This window comes from Cellulosimicrobium sp. 4261 (genome assembly GCF_040546915.1).
GTDB lineage: Bacteria > Actinomycetota > Actinomycetes > Actinomycetales > Cellulomonadaceae > Cellulosimicrobium > Cellulosimicrobium cinnabarinum.
In genome coordinates, this window is record NZ_JBEPOQ010000005.1 from 43922 (window position 1) to 61847 (window position 17926).

Below are 17926 nucleotides of genomic sequence, written 5' to 3' on the forward strand. Positions count from 1 at the left end.
CGTGAGACCACCGTCCCGAAGCGTGGCGGCGCGGCGTAGGCTCGCCGGCATGACGCGCACCATTGATCTGGCAGTCGTGGCCGGCGACGGCATCGGGACCGAGGTCGTCGAGCAGGGGCTCGCCGTGCTCGAGGCCGCCGTGGCCGGCTCGGACGTGAAGGTCTCCACGACGCCGTTCGACCTGGGTGCGCGGCGCTGGCACGCCACGGGGGAGACGCTCACCGACGCAGACCTCGACGCGATCCGCGGGCACGACGCGATCCTCCTGGGCGCGATCGGCGACCCGAGCGTCCCGTCGGGCGTCCTCGAGCGCGGCCTGCTGCTCAAGCTGCGCTTCGCGCTCGACCACTACGTCAACCTGCGCCCGGGCAAGCTGTACCCGGGCGTCACGTCCCCGCTCGCCGACCCGGGCGAGATCGACTTCGTCGTCGTGCGCGAGGGCACCGAGGGCCCGTACGTCGGCAACGGCGGCTCGCTGCGCACCGGCACGCCGCACGAGATCGCGACCGAGGTCTCGCTCAACACCGCGTTCGGCGTCGAGCGCGTGGTGCGCGACGCGTTCGCCCGCGCCCAGGCGCGTCCGCGCAAGCACCTCACGCTCGTGCACAAGCACAACGTCCTCGTGCACGCGGGGCACCTGTGGCGCCGCACGGTGGAGGCCGTCAACGCGGAGTTCCCCGACGTCACGACCGACTACCTGCACGTCGACGCCGCGACGATCTTCCTCACGACGAAGCCCTCGCGCTTCGACGTGATCGTCACCGACAACCTGTTCGGCGACATCCTCACCGACCAGGCCGCCGCCATCACGGGCGGGATCGGCCTCGCCGCGTCCGCGAACATCAACCCGGACCGCACCGCGCCGTCGATGTTCGAGCCCGTGCACGGCTCGGCGCCGGACATCGCCGGGCAGGGCAAGGCCGACCCGACCGCCACGGTGCTGTCGGTCGCGCTGCTCCTCGACCACCTGGGCCTCGGCGACGAGGCGCAGCGCGTCGAGGCGGCCGTCGCCGCCGACCTCGCCGAGCGGGGGAGCCGAGTACGCTCGACGGCCGAGGTGGGCCGCGAGCTCGCCGCTCGCGTCGCCGGCTGACACGCCGTCACGGGCCCCCGGTGGGCCCGGGCACCGGTTCGCCGCAGTCCCCGCACCTCGGTCGTCATCGCCCCAGGACCGGATCCCTCCCGTTCTGACCCGGTGACGCCCCGCGTCGTCGTGCCCTCGCGCGGATCCCCGCACGAGCCGCACCGGCGTGGAAAACTAGGCGGAGACCACCCGGGTCGCCAGGTGAAAGGCCTCATGATGAGCACCCTCGCAGCGCAGCACCAGCCGTCCTCCTCGGCGGAGGACCTCGTCGCCCTGTTCGACGTCCGCCCCACGGACAGCCCGACCCCGCCCGCCGAGCGTGAGGCCGCCATCGCGGCCCCGAAGTTCGGCACCGTCTTCACGGACCACATGGCGCGGATCAGCTGGAACTCGACCGACGGGTGGGTCGACCGCCGCATCGAGAAGTACGGACCGCTCCTCCTCGACCCGGCGACCGCCGTCCTGCACTACGCGCAGGAGATCTTCGAGGGCATGAAGGCGTACCGCCACGCCGACGGCTCGGTGTGGACGTTCCGGCCCGAGGCCAACGCCGCCCGGTTCGCGCGCTCTGCGCACCGCCTCGCGCTGCCCGCGCTGTCGATGGACGACTTCGTCGGGTCGATCACCGCGCTCGTGCGCACGGACGTGGACTGGGTCCCGACGGGCGAGGAGGCGAGCCTCTACCTGCGCCCGTTCATGTACGCCTCCGAGGCCTTCCTCGGCGTGCGCCCGTCGCTCGAGGCGGAGTACCTCGTCATCGCGTCGCCCGTCGGCCCGTACTTCTCGGGCGGCGTGAAGCCCGTGTCGATCTGGGTGGACCGCGAGTACAGCCGCGCCGGCGCCGGCGGCACCGGGGACGCCAAGTGCGGCGGCAACTACGCCTCGAGCCTGCTCCCGCAGGTGGTCGCGCAGCAGCACGGGTGCGAGCAGGTGTGCTTCCTCGACTCCGCGACGCGCACCTACCTCGAGGAGCTCGGCGGCATGAACGTGTTCGTCGTCAAGGCGGACGGCTCGGTCGAGACGCCGGAGCTCAGCGGATCGATCCTCGAGGGCGTGACGCGCTCGTCGATCATCCGCCTCCTCACCGACCGCGGGCACGAGGTCGTCGAGCGCCGCATCCCGCTCACCGACGTCCTCGCCGGGATCCGGGACGGTTCCGTGACGGAGGTGTTCGCGTGCGGCACGGCCGCCGTGATCACGCCGATCGGTCGGCTCGCCGGCTCGGACTTCGACCACACGATCGGCACCGGCGAGGCGGGCTCGCTGACCATGACGATCCGCACCGAGCTCACGGACATCCAGACCGGTCGGGCCGCCGACCGCCACGGCTGGCTGCGCCGGCTCGCCTGAGCCGGTCCGCACGACGACGGGGCGCCCCTCCCGCGGGAGGGGCGCCCCGTCGTCGTGCAGCAGCCGGGTGCCGTGCGGGCCCGGGTGCTCCGGGTCAGACGACGGGCGCGGGCCGCGCCACGATCGTCCGGCCCGCGACGCCCGCGAGCAGCGACCACACCGCGACGCCGATGAGCAGGTTGATGAGCCCGGACAGCGCGGCCGCGGTGACGTCGCTCGACCACGCGAACGGCAGGACCGCGATCGCCACGACGACGAGCGCCATGATCCAGCCGAAGAACGCGCGCGGCCGGGGCGTGCTGAGGATGAGCAGGTGCAGCACCCCGGCGGCGAGCAGCGCGAGGATCGCGCCGTCGATCGCCCACGCGGCCTGGCGCGACCCCGTGGCGAACAGGTCGGGCGGCGGGACGAGGGTGATCGCGAAGATGCGCTCGAAGATGATCACGCCGAGCAGCCCGATGAGGGCGGCGACGAGCGCGGTCGCGGCGGCACCCGCCCAGAACCGTCCGGCCTCGACCGTGAGGCGCGGGTCCGCCGGGCTCACCGGGGTGCGGGGCTCGGGGAACTGGGCCTGCGGGTCCGTCGGGCGGATCGCCGGGGGCGGGGACTGCGGGGGGACCGGCGGCTGGCCGTAGCGCCGTGTCGGAGGGTTCTGCGGGTCGTACCCGCCCGGGGTCGGGTCGCTCATCGTCACTCCTCGCTCGGTCGCCGTCGCGCCGACGAGCGGCGGGCGGCTCAGTGGATGGACGCTCTGGTCCATCCTGGCGGAACCTGTGGCACCATGTGCCCTGTGACACACCTCGTCTCCCAGCTCATTATCGAGTAGCGCGCCCGGTAGCACCCACCGGACGCGCAGACCTCCCGCACCCTCGGGGGGTTTTTTTGTTGCTGGGCACCACCTCCGCCCGGCGGCACGGACGCCGGGCCCACCGCCTCACGAGGGCCCCGCCCGGCGTCGGGAGACGCACCGCAGGGGCGGGCGCAGCGACGCCCGCGACACGACGAACGGCAGGAAGAGGCACCATGACCTCGGCGACGACCCCCGTGACCGGCCCCCACGAGCCCCGGGTCTTCCACGTCTACGACACCACCCTGCGCGACGGCGCGCAGCAGGAGGGCATGAACCTCTCCGTCGCCGACAAGCTCGCCATCGCCCCGCTGCTCGACGAGCTCGGCGTCGGCTTCATCGAGGGCGGCTGGCCGGGCGCGGTGCCCAAGGACACCGAGTTCTTCCGCCGTGCGGCCAAGGAGCTCGACCTGCGCCGGGCGGTGCTCGCGGCGTTCGGCGCGACGCGCAAGGCCGGGCTGCGCGCGTGGGACGACCCGCAGGTGCGGGCGCTCGTCGACTCCGAGGCGCCGGTCGTCACGCTCGTCGCGAAGTCCGACGTCCGGCACGTCGAGCGCGCGCTGCGCACGACGCCCGACGAGGGCCTCGCCATGATCACCGACACGGTGTCCTTCCTCGTGAGCGAGGGACGCCGCGTCGTCGTCGACGCGGAGCACTTCTTCGACGGCTACCGGTACGACGCCGCGTTCACGCGCGCGGCCGTGCAGGCCGCGTTCGAGGCCGGCGCCGAGGTCGTCGCGCTGTGCGACACCAACGGCGGCATGCTCCCCACGTGGGTCGCCGAGACCGTGGCGGAGCTGCGCGACGCCGTCGGGCTCCCGCACGGACGCGACGCGCTGCCGGGGGACGCGCTGCTCGGGATGCACGCGCACAACGACTCGGGCTGCGCCGTCGCGAACACGCTCGCCGCCGTCGAGGCGGGCGCCGCGCACGTCCAGGGCACGGTGAACGGGTACGGGGAGCGCACGGGCAACGTCGACCTGCTCACGGTCGTGGCGAACCTCGAGCTCAAGCACGGGGTGCGCACGCTCACGGGCGAGGGCCTGGAGGAGGCGACGCGCATCTCGCACGCGATCAGCGAGATCACGAACATCTCCCCGTACGCGCGCCAGCCGTACGTCGGGGCGAGCGCGTTCGCGCACAAGGCCGGCCTGCACGCGAGCGCCATCAAGGTGGACCCCGACCTGTACCAGCACATCGACCCGACGGCGGTCGGCAACGACATCCGCATGCTCGTCTCGGACATGGCGGGACGGGCGTCGATCGAGCTCAAGGGTCGCGAGCTCGGGTTCGACCTCTCGGGCCAGGGCGACCTCCTCACCCGCGTGACGAACCGCGTGAAGGACGACGAGGCGCGCGGCTACACGTACGAGGCGGCCGACGCGTCGTTCGAGCTGCTGCTGCGCGAGGAGATCGCGGGGGAGCGGCCGCCGTACTTCCGGGTCGAGAGCTGGCGCACGATCGTCGAGCGCGCGGGGTCGCGCGGCACCGAGGCGACGGCGGAGGCGACCGTCAAGCTCCACGCCGGGGGTGAGCGCATCGTCTCCACGGGCGAGGGCAACGGCCCCGTCAACGCGCTCGACCACGCGCTGCGGCTCGCGCTCGGGCGCGTCTACCCCGAGATCGACGTGTTCGAGCTCATCGACTTCAAGGTGCGCATCCTCGACACCGAGCAGGGCACGGACGCGGTCACGCGCGTCCTCATCGAGACGACCGACGGCTCGACGTCGTGGTCGACGGTCGGCGTCGGGCCGAACCTCATCGAGGCGGCGTGGGAGGCGCTCACCGACTCCGCGATCTACGGGCTCGTCCACGCGGGCGTCGAGCCGCGCTGAGCCGGAGGTGCGGGCCGTCGGGCTTAGGGTGGACGCGTGCGTGGTGAGTACAAGGTCCCCGGTGGCAAGCTCGTGGCGGTCGACGTCGAGGTGGAGGCCGAGCGGCTCGCCCGGGTCGCGGTCAGCGGCGACTTCTTCCTCGAGCCGGACGACGCGCTCGAGGACATCGACGGCGCCCTGACGGGCATGCCGGAGACGGCGACGGTCGCGCAGCTCGCGAGCGCCGTCCAGGCGGCGCTGGGCCCCGACGTGACGATGGTCGGGTTCTCGCCCGAGGCGGTCGCGATCGCGGTGCGCCGGGCGCTCGGCCACGCGACGGGCTGGGGCGACCACACGTTCGAGGTCCTGCACGAGGGGCCCGAGGAGCCGGCGATGCACCTGGCGCTCGACCAGGTGCTCACGGAGGAGCTCGACGAGGGCCGTCGCGGCCCCACGCTGCGGATCTGGGAGTGGGCGTCGGCCGCGGTGATCATCGGCTCGTTCCAGTCGCTGCGCAACGAGGTCGACCCGGAGGGTGCCGAACGGCACGGGGTGACGGTCGTGCGGCGCATCTCCGGCGGAGGCGCGATGTTCGTCGAGCCCGGCAACACGATCACCTACTCGCTGTACGTGCCGGGGTCGCTCGTCGAGGGGCTCAGCTTCGAGCGCTCGTACGCGTTCCTCGACGACTGGGTGCTGGGCGCTCTCGCCGACCTCGGCGTGGAGGCGACGTACAAGCCGCTCAACGACATCGCGTCGCCGGCCGGCAAGATCGCGGGCGCGGCGCAGAAGCGGCTGCGCGGGGGTGCGGTGCTCCACCACGTGACCATGGCGTACGACATCGACGCCGACAAGATGACCGAGGTGCTGCGCATCGGGCGCGAGAAGCTCTCGGACAAGGGCACCACGAGCGCCAACAAGCGCGTCGACCCCGTGCGCTCGCAGACGGGCATGGCGCGCGAGGACGTCATCGAGGCGTTCAAGGACCACTTCCGCTCGCGGTACCGCACGGTCGAGGGTGCGGTCACCCCCGAGGAGCGCGAGCGCGCGCAGGAGCTCGCGCGGACGAAGTTCTCCACGCCGGAGTGGACCGCGCGCGTCCCGTGACGCGCGAGTGGTGCGCCGGGACGTGCGCGGCCGGGGCGTGAGGACGACGCCCGCCCGCGCGTCGGGCCCCGCGGCCTGAGCGGTCGCCCGAGCCGGGCCACGCCCGGCGATTGTTAAGAACGTGCAACATCTGCCGTCGTGGCTTCCGTTCGCGCACGCGTGGCAGTAATCTCCACACATACGTCCACTGATGGAAGTAAGTTTCACACCGCGGGAGCCGACCGGCCGCGCGGGACCGTCAGGACACACGACCCGGCCGTTCCCCCGACGGCCGACCAGAAAGGAAGTGTCACGGCATGCAGCGACGCAGCACGGTGGCCGTCACGGGCACCCTCGTCCTCGCGCTCGGCCTGGCCGCGTGCAGCTCCGGCGGCGGGTCCGGCTCCGAGGGGACCGGTGGCGACGACGCGACCGACTTCTCGGGCGAGACCCTCACCGTCTGGATCATGGAGGGCACCAACCCCGACGCGGACGCGTTCTTCGACGAGGTGACGACCGCGTTCAAGGACGAGACGGGCGCCGACCTCCAGATCGAGTTCCAGCCGTGGGCCAGCGCCCACGACAAGTTCACGACCGCCATCGCCGGCGGCACGACGCCGGACGTCGCCGAGGTGGGCACCACCTGGACGGGCGAGTTCGCAGACGTCGGCGCGCTCGCCGACCTCTCCGACCGCATCGCGGACGCCGGCCTCGAGGACGACCTCGTCCCCGGGCTCGTCGAGTCCGCGACCCTCGACGGCGGCGTCTACGGCATGCCGTGGTACGCGGGCGTGCGCTCGGTCGTCTACCGCGCGGACCTCTTCGAGGCGGCGGGCATCGAGACCCCGACGTCGTGGGACGAGCTCGTCGCCGCGGCGGACGCGCTCAAGGCGGCGAACCCGGAGATCATCCCGTTCCCCGTCGCGGGCGACAGCCAGTACGGCGCCATGCCGTTCATCTGGGGCGCGGGCGGTGACCTCGCGGTGAAGGACGGCGACACCTGGACGTCGGAGATCAGCTCGCCGGAGTCGGTCGAGGGCCTCGAGTTCTACACCGGCCTCGCGACCGAGCACGGCTTCTCGACCGCCGCCGCGACGACGTGGAAGGAGACGGACCTCCTCGCCGCGTTCGAGCAGGGCCAGGTCGGCATGATGATCTCCGGCAGCTGGACGCCTGGCAAGATCCTCGCCGACGTCCCGGACATGGAGGGCAAGATCGGCGCCTTCCCTCTCCCGGGCCAGACCGAGGGGCTGTCCGACTCGTTCCTCGGCGGCTCGCACCTCGGCGTCTTCGAGGCCAGCGAGAAGCAGGACCTCGCGTGGAAGTTCGTCGAGATGATGACGACCGGCGAGTTCGCGCAGGCGTGGGGCGAGCAGTCCGGCTACTTCCCGGGCCAGACGTCGCTGCTCGAGAAGGTCATCGAGGAGGACGACCCGATCGTCGCGCCGTTCGCCCAGCAGATGGTGGAGGCCGGCCGCTCGGTCCCGGTCACGCCGCTCTACGGCCAGATCCAGGGCAAGAAGACGCTGGAGACGATGCTCCAGTCCGTCCTGTCGGGCAGTGCGACCGTCCAGGAGGCCGCCGACACCGCGGCCGCCGACATGGACGAGACGTTCGGTTCCTGACCTGACGCGTCCGGCCGCGGGCAGCACGCCCGCGGCCGGACGCCGCCCTCCGCCGGCGCCCCGACCGTCGGCGCCCGCACCACGACCCGCACCCCGCGACAGGACCTCTCCCATGGCAGACCTTCGAGCCGCGCCCGGCGCCTCGCCGGCCCCGGCCGCCCCGGCCGACCGGCCGCCGTCGAGCACCGCGCCGACCGCCGTGCGCCGCCGCCGCACGGGCCTCGGCCACCGTTCCCCGCTGCGCCCCTGGCTGCTGCTGGCCCCGGGACTCGTCGTCCTCGGCGTCCTGCTCCTGTGGCCGCTCGTGCGCGTCGTGCTGCTCTCGCTGCAGGACTACGGCCTGCGGCAGATCGCGAGCGGCGAGTCCAACTGGATCGGGCTCCAGAACTACGCCGACCTGCTCGGCGACAGCTACCTGTGGACGACGGTCCTGCCCAACACCGTGCTGTTCGCCCTCGCGTGCGTCGTGATCACGGTCGCGCTCGGGACCGCGGTCGCGCTGTTCCTCAACACGCTCAGCGGCTTCTGGCGGGGCGTCGGTGCGACGGCGATCATGGTCGCCTGGGCGGTCCCGGCGATCACGGGCACGTACGTGTGGGTGTGGATCTTCGACCCGCTGAACGGCCTCGTCGCCTCGGTGCTCGAGGGCGTGGGCGCGATCGAGCCCGGCACCGTCAACTGGTTCACGGAGCGCCTGTCGTTCTACGCGATCGCGACGCTCAACGTCGTGCACCACGGGTTCCCGTTCGTCGCGATCACGGTGCTCGCGGGTCTCATGACGATCCCGCACGAGCTGCACGAGGCCGCCAAGGTCGACGGCGCGACGGCGTGGCGCCGGTTCTGGGCCATCACCGCGCCCATCCTGCGCCCCGTGTTCGCGGTCGTGACGATCCTGTCGACCATCTGGGACTTCAAGGTCTTCACGCAGATCTACCTCATGCCCGGCGGCAACGGCGGGAACAAGGACGTCTTCAACCTCGGCGTGTGGTCGTACATCCAGTCGTTCGCGCAGGGCAAGTACGGCATGGGCGCGGCCATCGCGGTCCTGCTCACGCTCATCCTGCTCGGCATCACGCTCGTCTACATGCGCACCCTGTTCAAGGAGGAGGAGCTGTGAGCGCCGCCGTCGACACCCGCGCCACCCCCGGGCCCGGCGCCCGCACCGCGCAGGTGCTGCGCGCCCGCCGCCGTCGTCCCGGCGTGGCGGCGGCCAAGACCCTCGGTATCGTCGCCCTCCTCGCCTTCTCGCTCTTCCCCGCCTACTGGATGTTCTCCTCGGCGATCGACCCCGAGGCCGCCACGCGCGGCGCCCGGCTCCTGCCCGCCGGCGTCACGTGGGACAACTTCGTCACCGTGATCGACGACGGCGGGTTCGGCCACTACCTGCGCAACTCCGTGCTCGTCGCGCTCGGCACGGTGCTCGCGTCGTCGGTCGTGGCGCTGCTCGCGGCCGTCGCGGTGAGCCGGTTCCGCTTCCGGTTCCGCAAGGCGATGCTCGTGCTCATCCTCATGGTGCAGATGGTGCCGCTCGAGGCGCTCGTCATCCCGCTGTTCATCCAGATGCGCAACCTCAACATGCTCAACTCCCTCCTGGGCCTGGCGGTCGTGTACCTCGCGTTCGCGCTGCCCTTCGCGATCTGGACCCTGCGCGGCTTCGTCGCCGCGGTGCCGGTCGAGCTGGAGGAGGCGGCGTTCCTCGACGGCGCGTCCTGGGGGCGCATGTTCTGGAAGGTCCTGGTGCCGCTCGTCGCGCCCGGGGTCGTCGCGACGAGCGTCTTCTCCTTCATCACCGCGTGGAACGAGTTCATCTTCGCGCTGACGTTCCTCCAGCAGTCGAGCAAGTACACGGTGCCGATCGGGCTGCAGAAGTTCTTCGGCGAGAACACGACCGACTGGGGCGCCGTCATGGCCGCGTCGACGATCATCACGCTGCCCGTGCTCGTGTTCTTCGTCCTGGTGCAGCGCAACCTGTCGTCGGGCCTCACCGCCGGGTCGGTGAAGGGATGAGCGCCGTGACGCCCCCGACCGCAGGCTCGGGCGCGGCGGAGCGCGCCGTCGACGTCGTGCGCGCCGTGAACGGCGTGCTCCTGCCCGGGTTCACCGGCACCGACGACCTGCCGACGTGGCTCGTCGACGCGGCCCGCGACGGCCTGGCCGGGGTCGTGCTGTTCGGGCACAACACGCCCGACGTCGCGACCACCGCCCGGCTGACCGCGCGCCTGCGCGGCGCGTCGCCCGACCTGCTCGTCGCGGTCGACGAGGAGGGCGGGGACGTCTCGCGGCTGGAGGCGGCGACCGGGTCGAGCCTGCCCGGCAACGCGGCGCTCGGGCTGGTCGACGACGTCGCGGTCACCGAGGAGGTGGGCGCCGCGCTCGGCCGCCTGCTCACCGCGACGGGCGTCGACCTCGACCTCGCGCCCGACCTCGACGTGAACTCCGACCCCGACAACCCCGTGATCGGCGTGCGCTCGTTCGGCGCGGACCCCGCGCTCGTCGCCCGCCACGGCGCGGCGTTCGTCCGCGGCCTGCACGCCGGCGGCGCAGGTGCGTGCGGCAAGCACTTCCCGGGCCACGGTGCGACGAACGTCGACTCGCACCTCGCGCTCCCGGTCGTGGACGCGAGCCTCGACGAGCTCCGCGCGCGCGACCTGCCGCCGTTCGTCGCGACCATCGCCCCGGGCGGCGGGTCCGACGACGCGCTGCTCGACGCCGTGATGACGGCGCACGTCGTCGTCCCCGCGCTCGGCCCGCTGCCCGCGACGCTCGAGCCCGCCGTCGGCGCGCTCGTGCGCGAGCTCGGGTTCGACGGCCCGATCGTCACCGACGCGCTGGACATGGGTGCGGTCGCGACGTTCGCGGCGTCCGGCGCCCCGTCCCGCGCCGTCGGCGACGACACGGCGCCGCACGGCATCGGCGAGGTCGCGGTCCGCGCGGTCGAGGCGGGCGCCGACCTGCTGTGCCTCGGCACGACCGTCGGGCGCGACGACGAGGTCCTGTTCCGCCAGGCGCAGCGCGCGCTCGTGGACGCCGTCGCGTCCGGTCGCGTCGCGGTCGAGCGCCTGCACGCGTCCGCCGCACGCACGGCGCGCACCCTCGCCGCGGTCCGCGCGCGCCAGGCGGCGAGCGGCGTCGTCCCCTCGCCGGAGTCCGCGCACGCCGCGCTCGACGCCCTCGACCGGGTGGGCGCCCGCGTCGCGGCGCGCGCCGTCCGGTTCGCCGGCCCCGCGCCGCAGGATCCGCCCGTGACCGTGGCGCCCGACGTCGTCGACCTGCGCCTGCGGTTCGACCACGCCGCGGGCCGCACCGCGCAGCACGTCCAGCGCGCGCTCGACGACGCGTTCGGGCCCGACGTGCGGCACCTGCGCCCGGCCGACGCCGCGGCGTGGGCGCGCACGCTCGACGCCGTGCGCGCGGGCGATCGCCCGCTCGTCGTCCTCACGCGCGAGCCGGTCCCCGGCTCGGGCGAGCACGAGCGGCTCACCGAGCTGCTCGCCGCGCGGCCGGACGCCGCGGTCGTGCACACCGGGTTCCCCGGCGCCGTCGACGCGTGGTTCGGCGCGGACCGCACGGTCGTGGTCACGTGCGGGACGGGGCGCGCCAACGCGCGCGCCGCCGTCGCGCTCCTGCGGGGGACCGGCGCGGCCGCGGGCACCGAGGCGGGGACATCTCGCGACGACGTGCCCGTCGGCGCGGCAGGGGAGGGGGAGCGATGATCGTCCTGGGACTGTCCTCCGGCACGTCGGTCGACGCGATCGACGCGGCCGCGGCCGACCTCACGCTCGGCGACGACGGCGTGCTGCGCATGCGGCCCCTCGGCCACACGGAGTACGCGTGGCCGCGGGCCCTGCGCGAGCGCATCCTCAAGGCGTTGCCGCCCGCCGCGGTCGACGTGGCCGAGGTGGCCCAGCTCGACACCCTCATCGGGCAGGAGCTCGGCCGCGCCGGCCGGCGCGCGATCGACGACGTCGCCGGCGGCGACGTCGACCTCGTCGCGTCCCACGGCCAGACGATCTACCACTGGGTCGTCGGGGCGCGGGCCCGCGGGACGCTCCAGCTCGGCAACGCCGCGTGGGTCGCCGAGCACGTCAAGCGCCCCGTCATCAGCGACTTCCGCGTCGCCGACGTCGCGGCCGGCGGCCACGGCGCGCCGCTCGTCAGCGTGCTCGACGCGCTCTGGCTCGGGCGTGAGGACACTGACGGCGCGGGCACCGGGCTCACCGCGGCCCTCAACATCGGCGGGATCGCGAACGTGTCCCTCGTGGGGCGCGTCGACGACCCGGTCACCGGCTGGGACACGGGCCCCGGCAACTGCCTGCTCGACGTCGCGGTCGCGGCCCTCACCGACGGCCGTCTCGCGTACGACAGGGACGGCGAGCTCGCCGCGCAGGGCACGGTCGACCCGGTGGCGCTCGCCGCGCTGCTCGACGACCCGTACTTCGCCGCGCCCGCCCCGAAGTCGACGGGCCGCGAGCTCTTCGACACGACGTACACGGCCCGCCGGCTCGCGTCCGTGCGCCCGGGGCTGACGGGCCCCGACCTCGTCGCGACGCTCACCGAGCTCACCGCGGTCAGCGTCGCCGACGCGCTCGCAGGCCGCGACGTGCGCCGCGTCGTCGCGTCCGGCGGGGGAGCGCGCAACCCCGTGCTCCTCGACCGGCTGCGTGCGGCGCTCGCCGAGCGCGTGCCGCACGCGTGCGACGTCGTGACGTCCGAGGCGCTCGGCCTGCCCGTCGACGCGAAGGAGGCGTACCTCTTCGCGCTCCTCGGCTTCCTGTCGGCCCACGGGCTGCCGGGCACCGCCGCCGGCGAGCACCGCCGTCGGGCGACCGGGGCGCGCCGCGCGGTCGTCCTCGGCTCGCTCACGCCGCCCACGCCGCTGCCGTGGCCCGCGGCGAGCGGCCCGGTGCGCCGTCTGGCGCTCGCCAACACCCCGCACGGCCTGCACCCGGGCCCGCGCACCCAGGGTCCGCTGCCGGACCCGACGAAGGGAACCTCCCGATGACCGACCCGACCGTCGCCACGAGCACCGCCTCGAGCCCCGACGAGTGGCAGGAGCTCGTCCGCCTCGCCTCGCCGACCGAGGAGCGCAACCCGCGCACCACCGACGTGGACCTGCTCCCCACCGCGGACGTCGTGCGGCTCATCACCGAGGAGGACGCCGGGGTCGCGGACGCCGTGCGGGCCCAGCGGGACCGCATCGCCGAGGCCGTGGACCTCGCGGTCGAGGCGTTGCGCAGCGGGGGCCGGGTGCACTACGTGGGGTCGGGGACGTCGGGGCGCCTCGGCGTGCTCGACGCCGTCGAGCTCCTGCCGACGTACGGGGTGGGCGAGGAGTGGTTCGTCGCGCACCTCGCCGGCGGCGTGGGCGCGATGATGGTGGCCGTCGAGGGCGCGGAGGACGACGTGGCGCTCGGGCGGTCCGACGTCGACGCGGTCGGGCCGCGCGACGTCGTCGTGGGCCTCGCCGCGAGCGGTCGCACCCCGTACGTGCGCGGCGCGCTCGACCTCGCGCGCGAGCGCGGCGCGCGCACCGTGCTCGTCTCGGCCAACCCCCACGCCCCGCTCGCCGCGGGGGTGGACGTCGCGATCCTCGTCGACACGGGTCCCGAGGTCGTCACGGGCTCCACGCGCATGAAGGCGGCGACCGCCCAGAAGCTCGTGCTCAACACGTTCTCGACCGCGGCGATGATCCGCCTGGGCAAGACGTACTCGAACCTCATGATCGACGTGCGCCCGACGAACCAGAAGCTGCGCGCCCGCATCGTCCGGATGCTCGTCCAGGCGACGGGCCTGCGCGCGGAGGAGTGCGAGGGCGTGCTGCGCGCGGCCGACGGCGAGGTGCACGTCGCGCTCGTCATGCTCCTCGCGGGCGTCGAGGCCGACGCCGCTCGCGACGCTCTGGCCGGCGACGGCGTGGCCGGCGTCCGCGGCGCGCTCGCGCGCCTGGGCGCCCTCCCCGCGCGCTGACGACCCCGGCGAGGGAGAGGCCAGGTACCACGAGGTAGAGCCGTGGTCGGGACCAGGCCTCGACCTCGCCCTACCCGGCCTCTGCCTCGGGCTACCGGGGCTCTACCTCGGCTGACCGGGGCTCTCCCTCGGCGGGGTGGGGCGGGGGCCGAAGACGGCGGTGCCGACGCGGACGATCGTCGCGCCCTCCGCGACCGCGAGCTCCAGGTCGCCGCTCATACCCATGGACAGCGCACGGGCGTCCGCGGTCCCGGGTGCGCCCGAGCCCACGACGGCGTCGCGCACCGCGCGCAGGCGCGCGAAGCCCGCGCGCACCACGGCCTCGTCGGGCGAGTTCGCGCCGATCGTCATGAAGCCCGCGAGGCGCAGCCCGTCGAGCGCGGCGACCGCCGTCGCGAGGGCGGGCGCGTCGTCGGGCCGCACGCCCGACTTCGACTCCTCGCCCGAGACGTTGACCTGGACCAGGACGTCGAGCACGCGGCCGTCCCGCGCGCAGCGCGCCGCGAGCGACTCGGCGAGCGCGAGCGAGTCCACGCTCTCGACGCCGGTCGCGGTGGCGAGGACCTGGTTGACCTTGTTGCGCTGGAGGTGGCCGATCATGTGGACCTCGACCCGACCCGCGGCGACGAGGTCGGCCAGGTCGGGCGCCTTCGCCACGAGCTCCTGGACGCGGTTCTCGCCGATGAGGTCCGCGCCCGCCTCGACCACCGCCCGCACCGCGTCGGCGGTCTGGGTCTTCGTCGCCACGAGCAGCCGCACGTCCGACGCCGCACGCCCGGCCGCGCGCGCGGCGTGGTCCACCCGGGTCCGCACCCGGGCGAGGTTCTGCGCGATCTGCGCGGGCAGCACGGACGACGGCTCGGCGAGGGGCATGCGGCCAGTCTAGGTCGGCCGCACGGTCCGGGATCCGGGTCGTCTCAGGGTGGTCCCCGATCCGCACGGCCGCCCGATCGGCGAGAATGGTGGGGAAAGGACGGTGCCGTGAAGACGCTGCTCAACATCATCTGGCTCGTGTTCGCCGGGCTGTGGCTTGCGCTGGGCTACGTCGTGGCGGGGGTCATCTGCTGCATCCTGATCGTGACGATCCCGTTCGGCATCGCGTCGTTCCGCATCGCGGGCTATGCGCTGTGGCCGTTCGGCCGCACGGTGGTCGACAAGCCGACGGCGGGCGCCTGGTCGACGATCGGGAACGTCATCTGGGTGCTCGTCGCGGGGATCTGGCTCGCGATCGGGCACGTCGTCACTGCGATCCCGCTGTTCGTGTCGATCATCGGCATCCCGCTCGGGATCGCCAACCTCAAGATGATCCCGGTCTCGCTCCTGCCGCTCGGCAAGGACATCGTCCCGACCGACGCGCGGTACACCTTCTACCAGCGCTGAGGTCGGCGCGGGGTCGCGCCCCCCGCGGCGCGGTCCTACCGCGCGACGGGGGCGGCCGTGCCCGCGGTGAGGCGCAGCAGGTCCGCGGGCGCCAGGCCCACGTCGAGCCCTCGGCGCCCGCCCGAGACGTAGACGGCGTCGAACGCGAGCGCGCTGTCGTCGAGGAACGTGCGGTGGGGCTGCTTCTGGCCCAGCGGCGAGATCCCGCCCACGACGTACCCGGTCGCGCGCTCGGCCGCGGCGGGCTCGGCCATGGTCGCCTTCTTGCCGCCCGCGGCCTTGGCGAGCGCCTTGAGGTCGAGCTGCCGGTCGACCGGCACGATCCCCACGACGAGCGGGCCGCCGTCGACCACGGCGAGCAGCGTCTTGAACACCTGCTCCGCGGGCACCCCGATGGCGGCGGCCGCCTCCAGCCCGAAGGACAGCTCGCTCGACGGGTCGTGCTCGTACGGGTGGAGCGTGTGCGCGACCCCCTCGCGCTCGAGGAGGGCGACCGCAGGCGTTCCGGCGTGCGCGGAGGACTTCGACTTCTTGGCCACGTCCCGATTCTGCCGCAGCGGCCGCGGGGGAGCGCTCGCACGGGTCATCGGGGCGCGCGGGCCGTCGCGGGGCCGGTCACGCGACGCAGGACGGCCACCGGCACCAGGGCGAGGGCGGTCGCCGCCACGGCGACCCACACCGGACCCCGGTCGCCGAGCCCGGTGGCGATGGTCGCTGCGGCGGCAGCCGGCCCCACGGCCGCGCCCACGTTGAGCGCAGCCGTGGCGAACGAGCCGCCCAGGGTCGGCGCGCCCGACGCGCCGCGGAGCACCCGCGTGATCAACGTGCTGCCGACCGCGAAGCCCAGGACGCCCTGCACCAGCACGAGGCAGAGCAGCACCCCGGGAACGGCCGCGAAGGCGGCCAGGGCGACCCAGCCCCCGAGCAGCAGCACACCACCCACGCCGACCACGACCCCGGGGATGCGGTCGGACGTCCGGCCCGCGACGGTGACGCCGAGGAACGAGCCGACCCCGAAGAGCACGAGCGCGACCGGGACCCACCACCGGCTCAGCCCGGCGACGTCGGTCACCAGCGGTGCGAGGAACGTGAGCGTCGCGAAGGTGCCGGTGTTGACCAGCGCGGCGGACGCCATCGTGAGGACGAGCGGGGGCGAGACGAGCTGTGCCAGCTCCGCCCGCAGCGTCGGTGCGCCGATGGGCACGAGGTCAGCCCGCTCGGTCCCGCGCGCGGCAGGGAGGCCGCGGGCGATCCCGACCGCAGCGGGCAGGCAGAGGACCGCGACGGCCCAGAAGGTCGACTCCCACCCCCACGCGGCGCCGAGGAGCGCCCCGGCCGGGACGCCCGCGACCATCGCGACCGTGGTGCCCGACAGGAGCACGGCGACGGCACGCCCCGTGCGGTCCGCGGGGACGAGCGTCGTGGCCGTGCTGAGCGCGACGGCGAGGAACCCCGCGTTGGCGAACGCCGCCACCACCCGGGCCACGACGAGCGCCGCGAAGCTCGGGGTCACCGCGCCGACGACGTGGGCGAGGGCGAACAGCGCGACGCAGCCGAGCAGCGTCGCGCGCACCGGCAGGCGGCGGGCCGAGGCCGCCATGACCGGCGCGCCGACGACCATGCCGACGGCGAAGGCCGACGTCAGCAGGCCCGCCGTCCCCACCGGGACGTCGAAGCGGGTGGCGATGTCCGGCACCAGGCCGGCGAGCATGAACTCCGAGGTGCCCATGGCGAAGACCGCCAGGGCGAGCAGGTACAGGGCACGAGGCATCGAGGGCTCCGGGGTGCGAGAGGGTGAGCAGGAGGTGTCTCGTCACCACGGTCAGCACCCGGAGGGCAGCGTCCGGTACGGCACCCGCACGGAGCGGGGGGCGGAAGGCAGCGCTGAGCGGCTCAGCGGTCCTGGGGGCTGACGGTGTGACCGAGAGCCCCCGGAGTGGATGCCTCAGGGGTCGACATGGGCCACACCCTACCCACAGCGCCGGACGCGCGCCCGGAGCGCCCCGACCGTCTCGGTCGGGAGACCGGCTAGACGTTCACGTCGAGCAACGAGCCGATCGCGTACGTCACGCCCATCGCGACGGCGCCCCCGACCACGGTGCGGATCGTCGCGCGGCGCGTCGGCGCGTCGCCGAGCCGGGCCGAGCCCCACCCGGTGAGGACGAGCGCGAGCACGACCGCGACGAAGGTCAGCGGGATGCGGAGGGCCGCCGGGGTGAGGAGGATCGCCGCGAACGGCAGCAGCCCGCCGACGGTGAACGACACGATCGACGCGACCGCGGCCTCCCACGGGCTGGTGAGCTCGTCGGGGTCGATGTGCAGCTCGGCGTCGGCGTGCGCGGCGAGCGGGTCGCGCTCGGTGAGCTGCACGGCGACCTGGCGCGCGAGGTCGGGCGTCAGACCCTTCGCCTCGTAGATGCCGGCGAGCTCGTCGAGCTCCTCGTCCGGCATCTCCGCGAGCTCGCGGCGCTCGGTCGCGAGCAGCGCCTTCTCGGTGTCGCGCTGCGTGCTCACCGAGACGTACTCGCCCGCGGCCATCGACAGCGCGCCCGCGAGCAGCGCCGCGCCCCCCGCCGTCGCGATGACGGGGATCGACGTGCTCGTCGCCGCGACGCCCACGACGACGCCCGCCGTCGACACGATGCCGTCGTTCGCGCCGAGCACTCCCGCCCGGAGCCGGTTGAGCCGCGAGCCCGTGCCCTCCGGGTGATGGGGCTCGCCGGGGTGACGACCGGTACGGGGCGTGTCGCTCATGGTCTCACCGTAGGGCGCC

16 protein-coding genes are annotated in these 17926 nt (G+C 74.2%); 11 read left to right on the top strand and 5 right to left on the bottom strand.

The genetic code is table 11. The features are described from left to right. The first annotated feature begins 49 nt into the window (after positions 1-49). Together ABIE39_RS08205 and ABIE39_RS08210 are read left to right on the top strand one after the other, a co-directional pair. Entirely contained in the window at positions 50-1093 is a 1044-nt protein-coding gene (locus ABIE39_RS08205; protein WP_034654425.1) for a 3-isopropylmalate dehydrogenase, read from the top strand. A gap of 207 nt (positions 1094-1300) precedes the next feature. Continuing rightward, positions 1301-2434 carry a branched-chain amino acid aminotransferase gene (locus tag ABIE39_RS08210; RefSeq protein ID WP_061268764.1) on the top strand — a complete coding sequence of 378 codons (1134 nt, stop codon included), beginning with the start codon at positions 1301-1303 and terminating at the stop codon, positions 2432-2434. Between the two features lie 94 nt (positions 2435-2528). Here the strand turns inward: ABIE39_RS08210 and ABIE39_RS08215 are convergent, their stop codons facing one another. Then, positions 2529-3122, bottom strand: coding sequence for a hypothetical protein (locus tag ABIE39_RS08215; protein WP_051028087.1), 594 nt, complete (start codon positions 3120-3122; stop codon positions 2529-2531). Between the two features lie 335 nt (positions 3123-3457). Here ABIE39_RS08215 and cimA point away from each other — a divergent pair, with 335 nt between their 5' ends. The 8 genes from cimA (at position 3458) to murQ (ending at position 13773) form a co-directional block, all read left to right on the top strand. Then, the gene (cimA, locus tag ABIE39_RS08220; protein WP_354051290.1) at positions 3458-5116 is read left to right on the top strand and encodes a citramalate synthase; all 1659 of its coding nucleotides are present in this window, start codon (positions 3458-3460) and stop codon (positions 5114-5116) included. 36 nt (positions 5117-5152) lie between these two features. Next, the gene (gene lplAB / locus ABIE39_RS08225) at positions 5153-6202 is read left to right on the top strand and encodes a lipoate-protein ligase LplAB (RefSeq protein ID WP_354051292.1); all 1050 of its coding nucleotides are present in this window, start codon (positions 5153-5155) and stop codon (positions 6200-6202) included. 296 nt (positions 6203-6498) lie between these two features. Next, positions 6499-7806, top strand: a complete 1308-nt coding sequence (locus tag ABIE39_RS08230; protein WP_354051294.1) for a sugar ABC transporter substrate-binding protein — start codon at positions 6499-6501, stop codon at positions 7804-7806. A 112-nt stretch (positions 7807-7918) separates the two neighbouring features. After that, positions 7919-8923: a carbohydrate ABC transporter permease gene (locus ABIE39_RS08235; protein ID WP_354051296.1), complete on the top strand. Its 1005-nt coding sequence runs from the start codon at positions 7919-7921 to the stop codon at positions 8921-8923. A 53-nt stretch (positions 8924-8976) separates the two neighbouring features. Next, complete coding sequence (locus tag ABIE39_RS08240) at positions 8977-9813, top strand: carbohydrate ABC transporter permease (RefSeq protein WP_370670903.1); 837 nt, start codon at positions 8977-8979, stop codon at positions 9811-9813. Then, positions 9810-11519, top strand: a complete 1710-nt coding sequence (locus tag ABIE39_RS08245; RefSeq protein ID WP_354051297.1) for a glycoside hydrolase family 3 N-terminal domain-containing protein — start codon at positions 9810-9812, stop codon at positions 11517-11519. Before ABIE39_RS08240 ends, ABIE39_RS08245 begins: the two co-directional genes overlap by 4 nt. Beyond that, positions 11516-12808 (top strand): anhydro-N-acetylmuramic acid kinase, encoded by a 1293-nt coding sequence (locus ABIE39_RS08250; protein ID WP_354051298.1) that lies wholly within the window; start codon positions 11516-11518, stop codon positions 12806-12808. Before ABIE39_RS08245 ends, ABIE39_RS08250 begins: the two co-directional genes overlap by 4 nt. Continuing rightward, on the top strand, positions 12805-13773 hold the full coding sequence (gene murQ, locus ABIE39_RS08255) for an N-acetylmuramic acid 6-phosphate etherase (protein ID WP_061266861.1): 969 nt from the start codon (positions 12805-12807) through the stop codon (positions 13771-13773). The genes ABIE39_RS08250 and murQ overlap by 4 nt, the downstream gene beginning before the upstream one ends. A 102-nt stretch (positions 13774-13875) precedes the next feature. On the opposite strand, the gene ABIE39_RS08260 is transcribed toward murQ, so the two are convergent. Beyond that, positions 13876-14646, bottom strand: coding sequence for a YggS family pyridoxal phosphate-dependent enzyme (locus ABIE39_RS08260; protein ID WP_175008261.1), 771 nt, complete (start codon positions 14644-14646; stop codon positions 13876-13878). Between the two features lie 108 nt (positions 14647-14754). On the opposite strand from ABIE39_RS08260, the gene ABIE39_RS08265 reads away from it, so the two are divergent. Beyond that, entirely contained in the window at positions 14755-15153 is a 399-nt protein-coding gene (locus ABIE39_RS08265) for a YccF domain-containing protein (protein ID WP_061266859.1), read from the top strand. A gap of 35 nt (positions 15154-15188) precedes the next feature. Here the strand turns inward: ABIE39_RS08265 and ybaK are convergent, their stop codons facing one another. From ybaK to ABIE39_RS08280, 3 genes are all read right to left on the bottom strand, one after another. Beyond that, positions 15189-15692 (bottom strand): Cys-tRNA(Pro) deacylase, encoded by a 504-nt coding sequence (gene ybaK / locus ABIE39_RS08270; RefSeq protein WP_108048507.1) that lies wholly within the window; start codon positions 15690-15692, stop codon positions 15189-15191. A gap of 44 nt (positions 15693-15736) precedes the next feature. After that, on the bottom strand, positions 15737-16924 hold the full coding sequence (locus ABIE39_RS08275; protein ID WP_175008262.1) for a Cmx/CmrA family chloramphenicol efflux MFS transporter: 1188 nt from the start codon (positions 16922-16924) through the stop codon (positions 15737-15739). Positions 16925-17181: 257 nt separating this feature from the next. Further along, positions 17182-17907 (bottom strand): VIT1/CCC1 transporter family protein, encoded by a 726-nt coding sequence (locus ABIE39_RS08280; protein ID WP_209829706.1) that lies wholly within the window; start codon positions 17905-17907, stop codon positions 17182-17184. Positions 17908-17926: the final 19 nt, after the last annotated feature.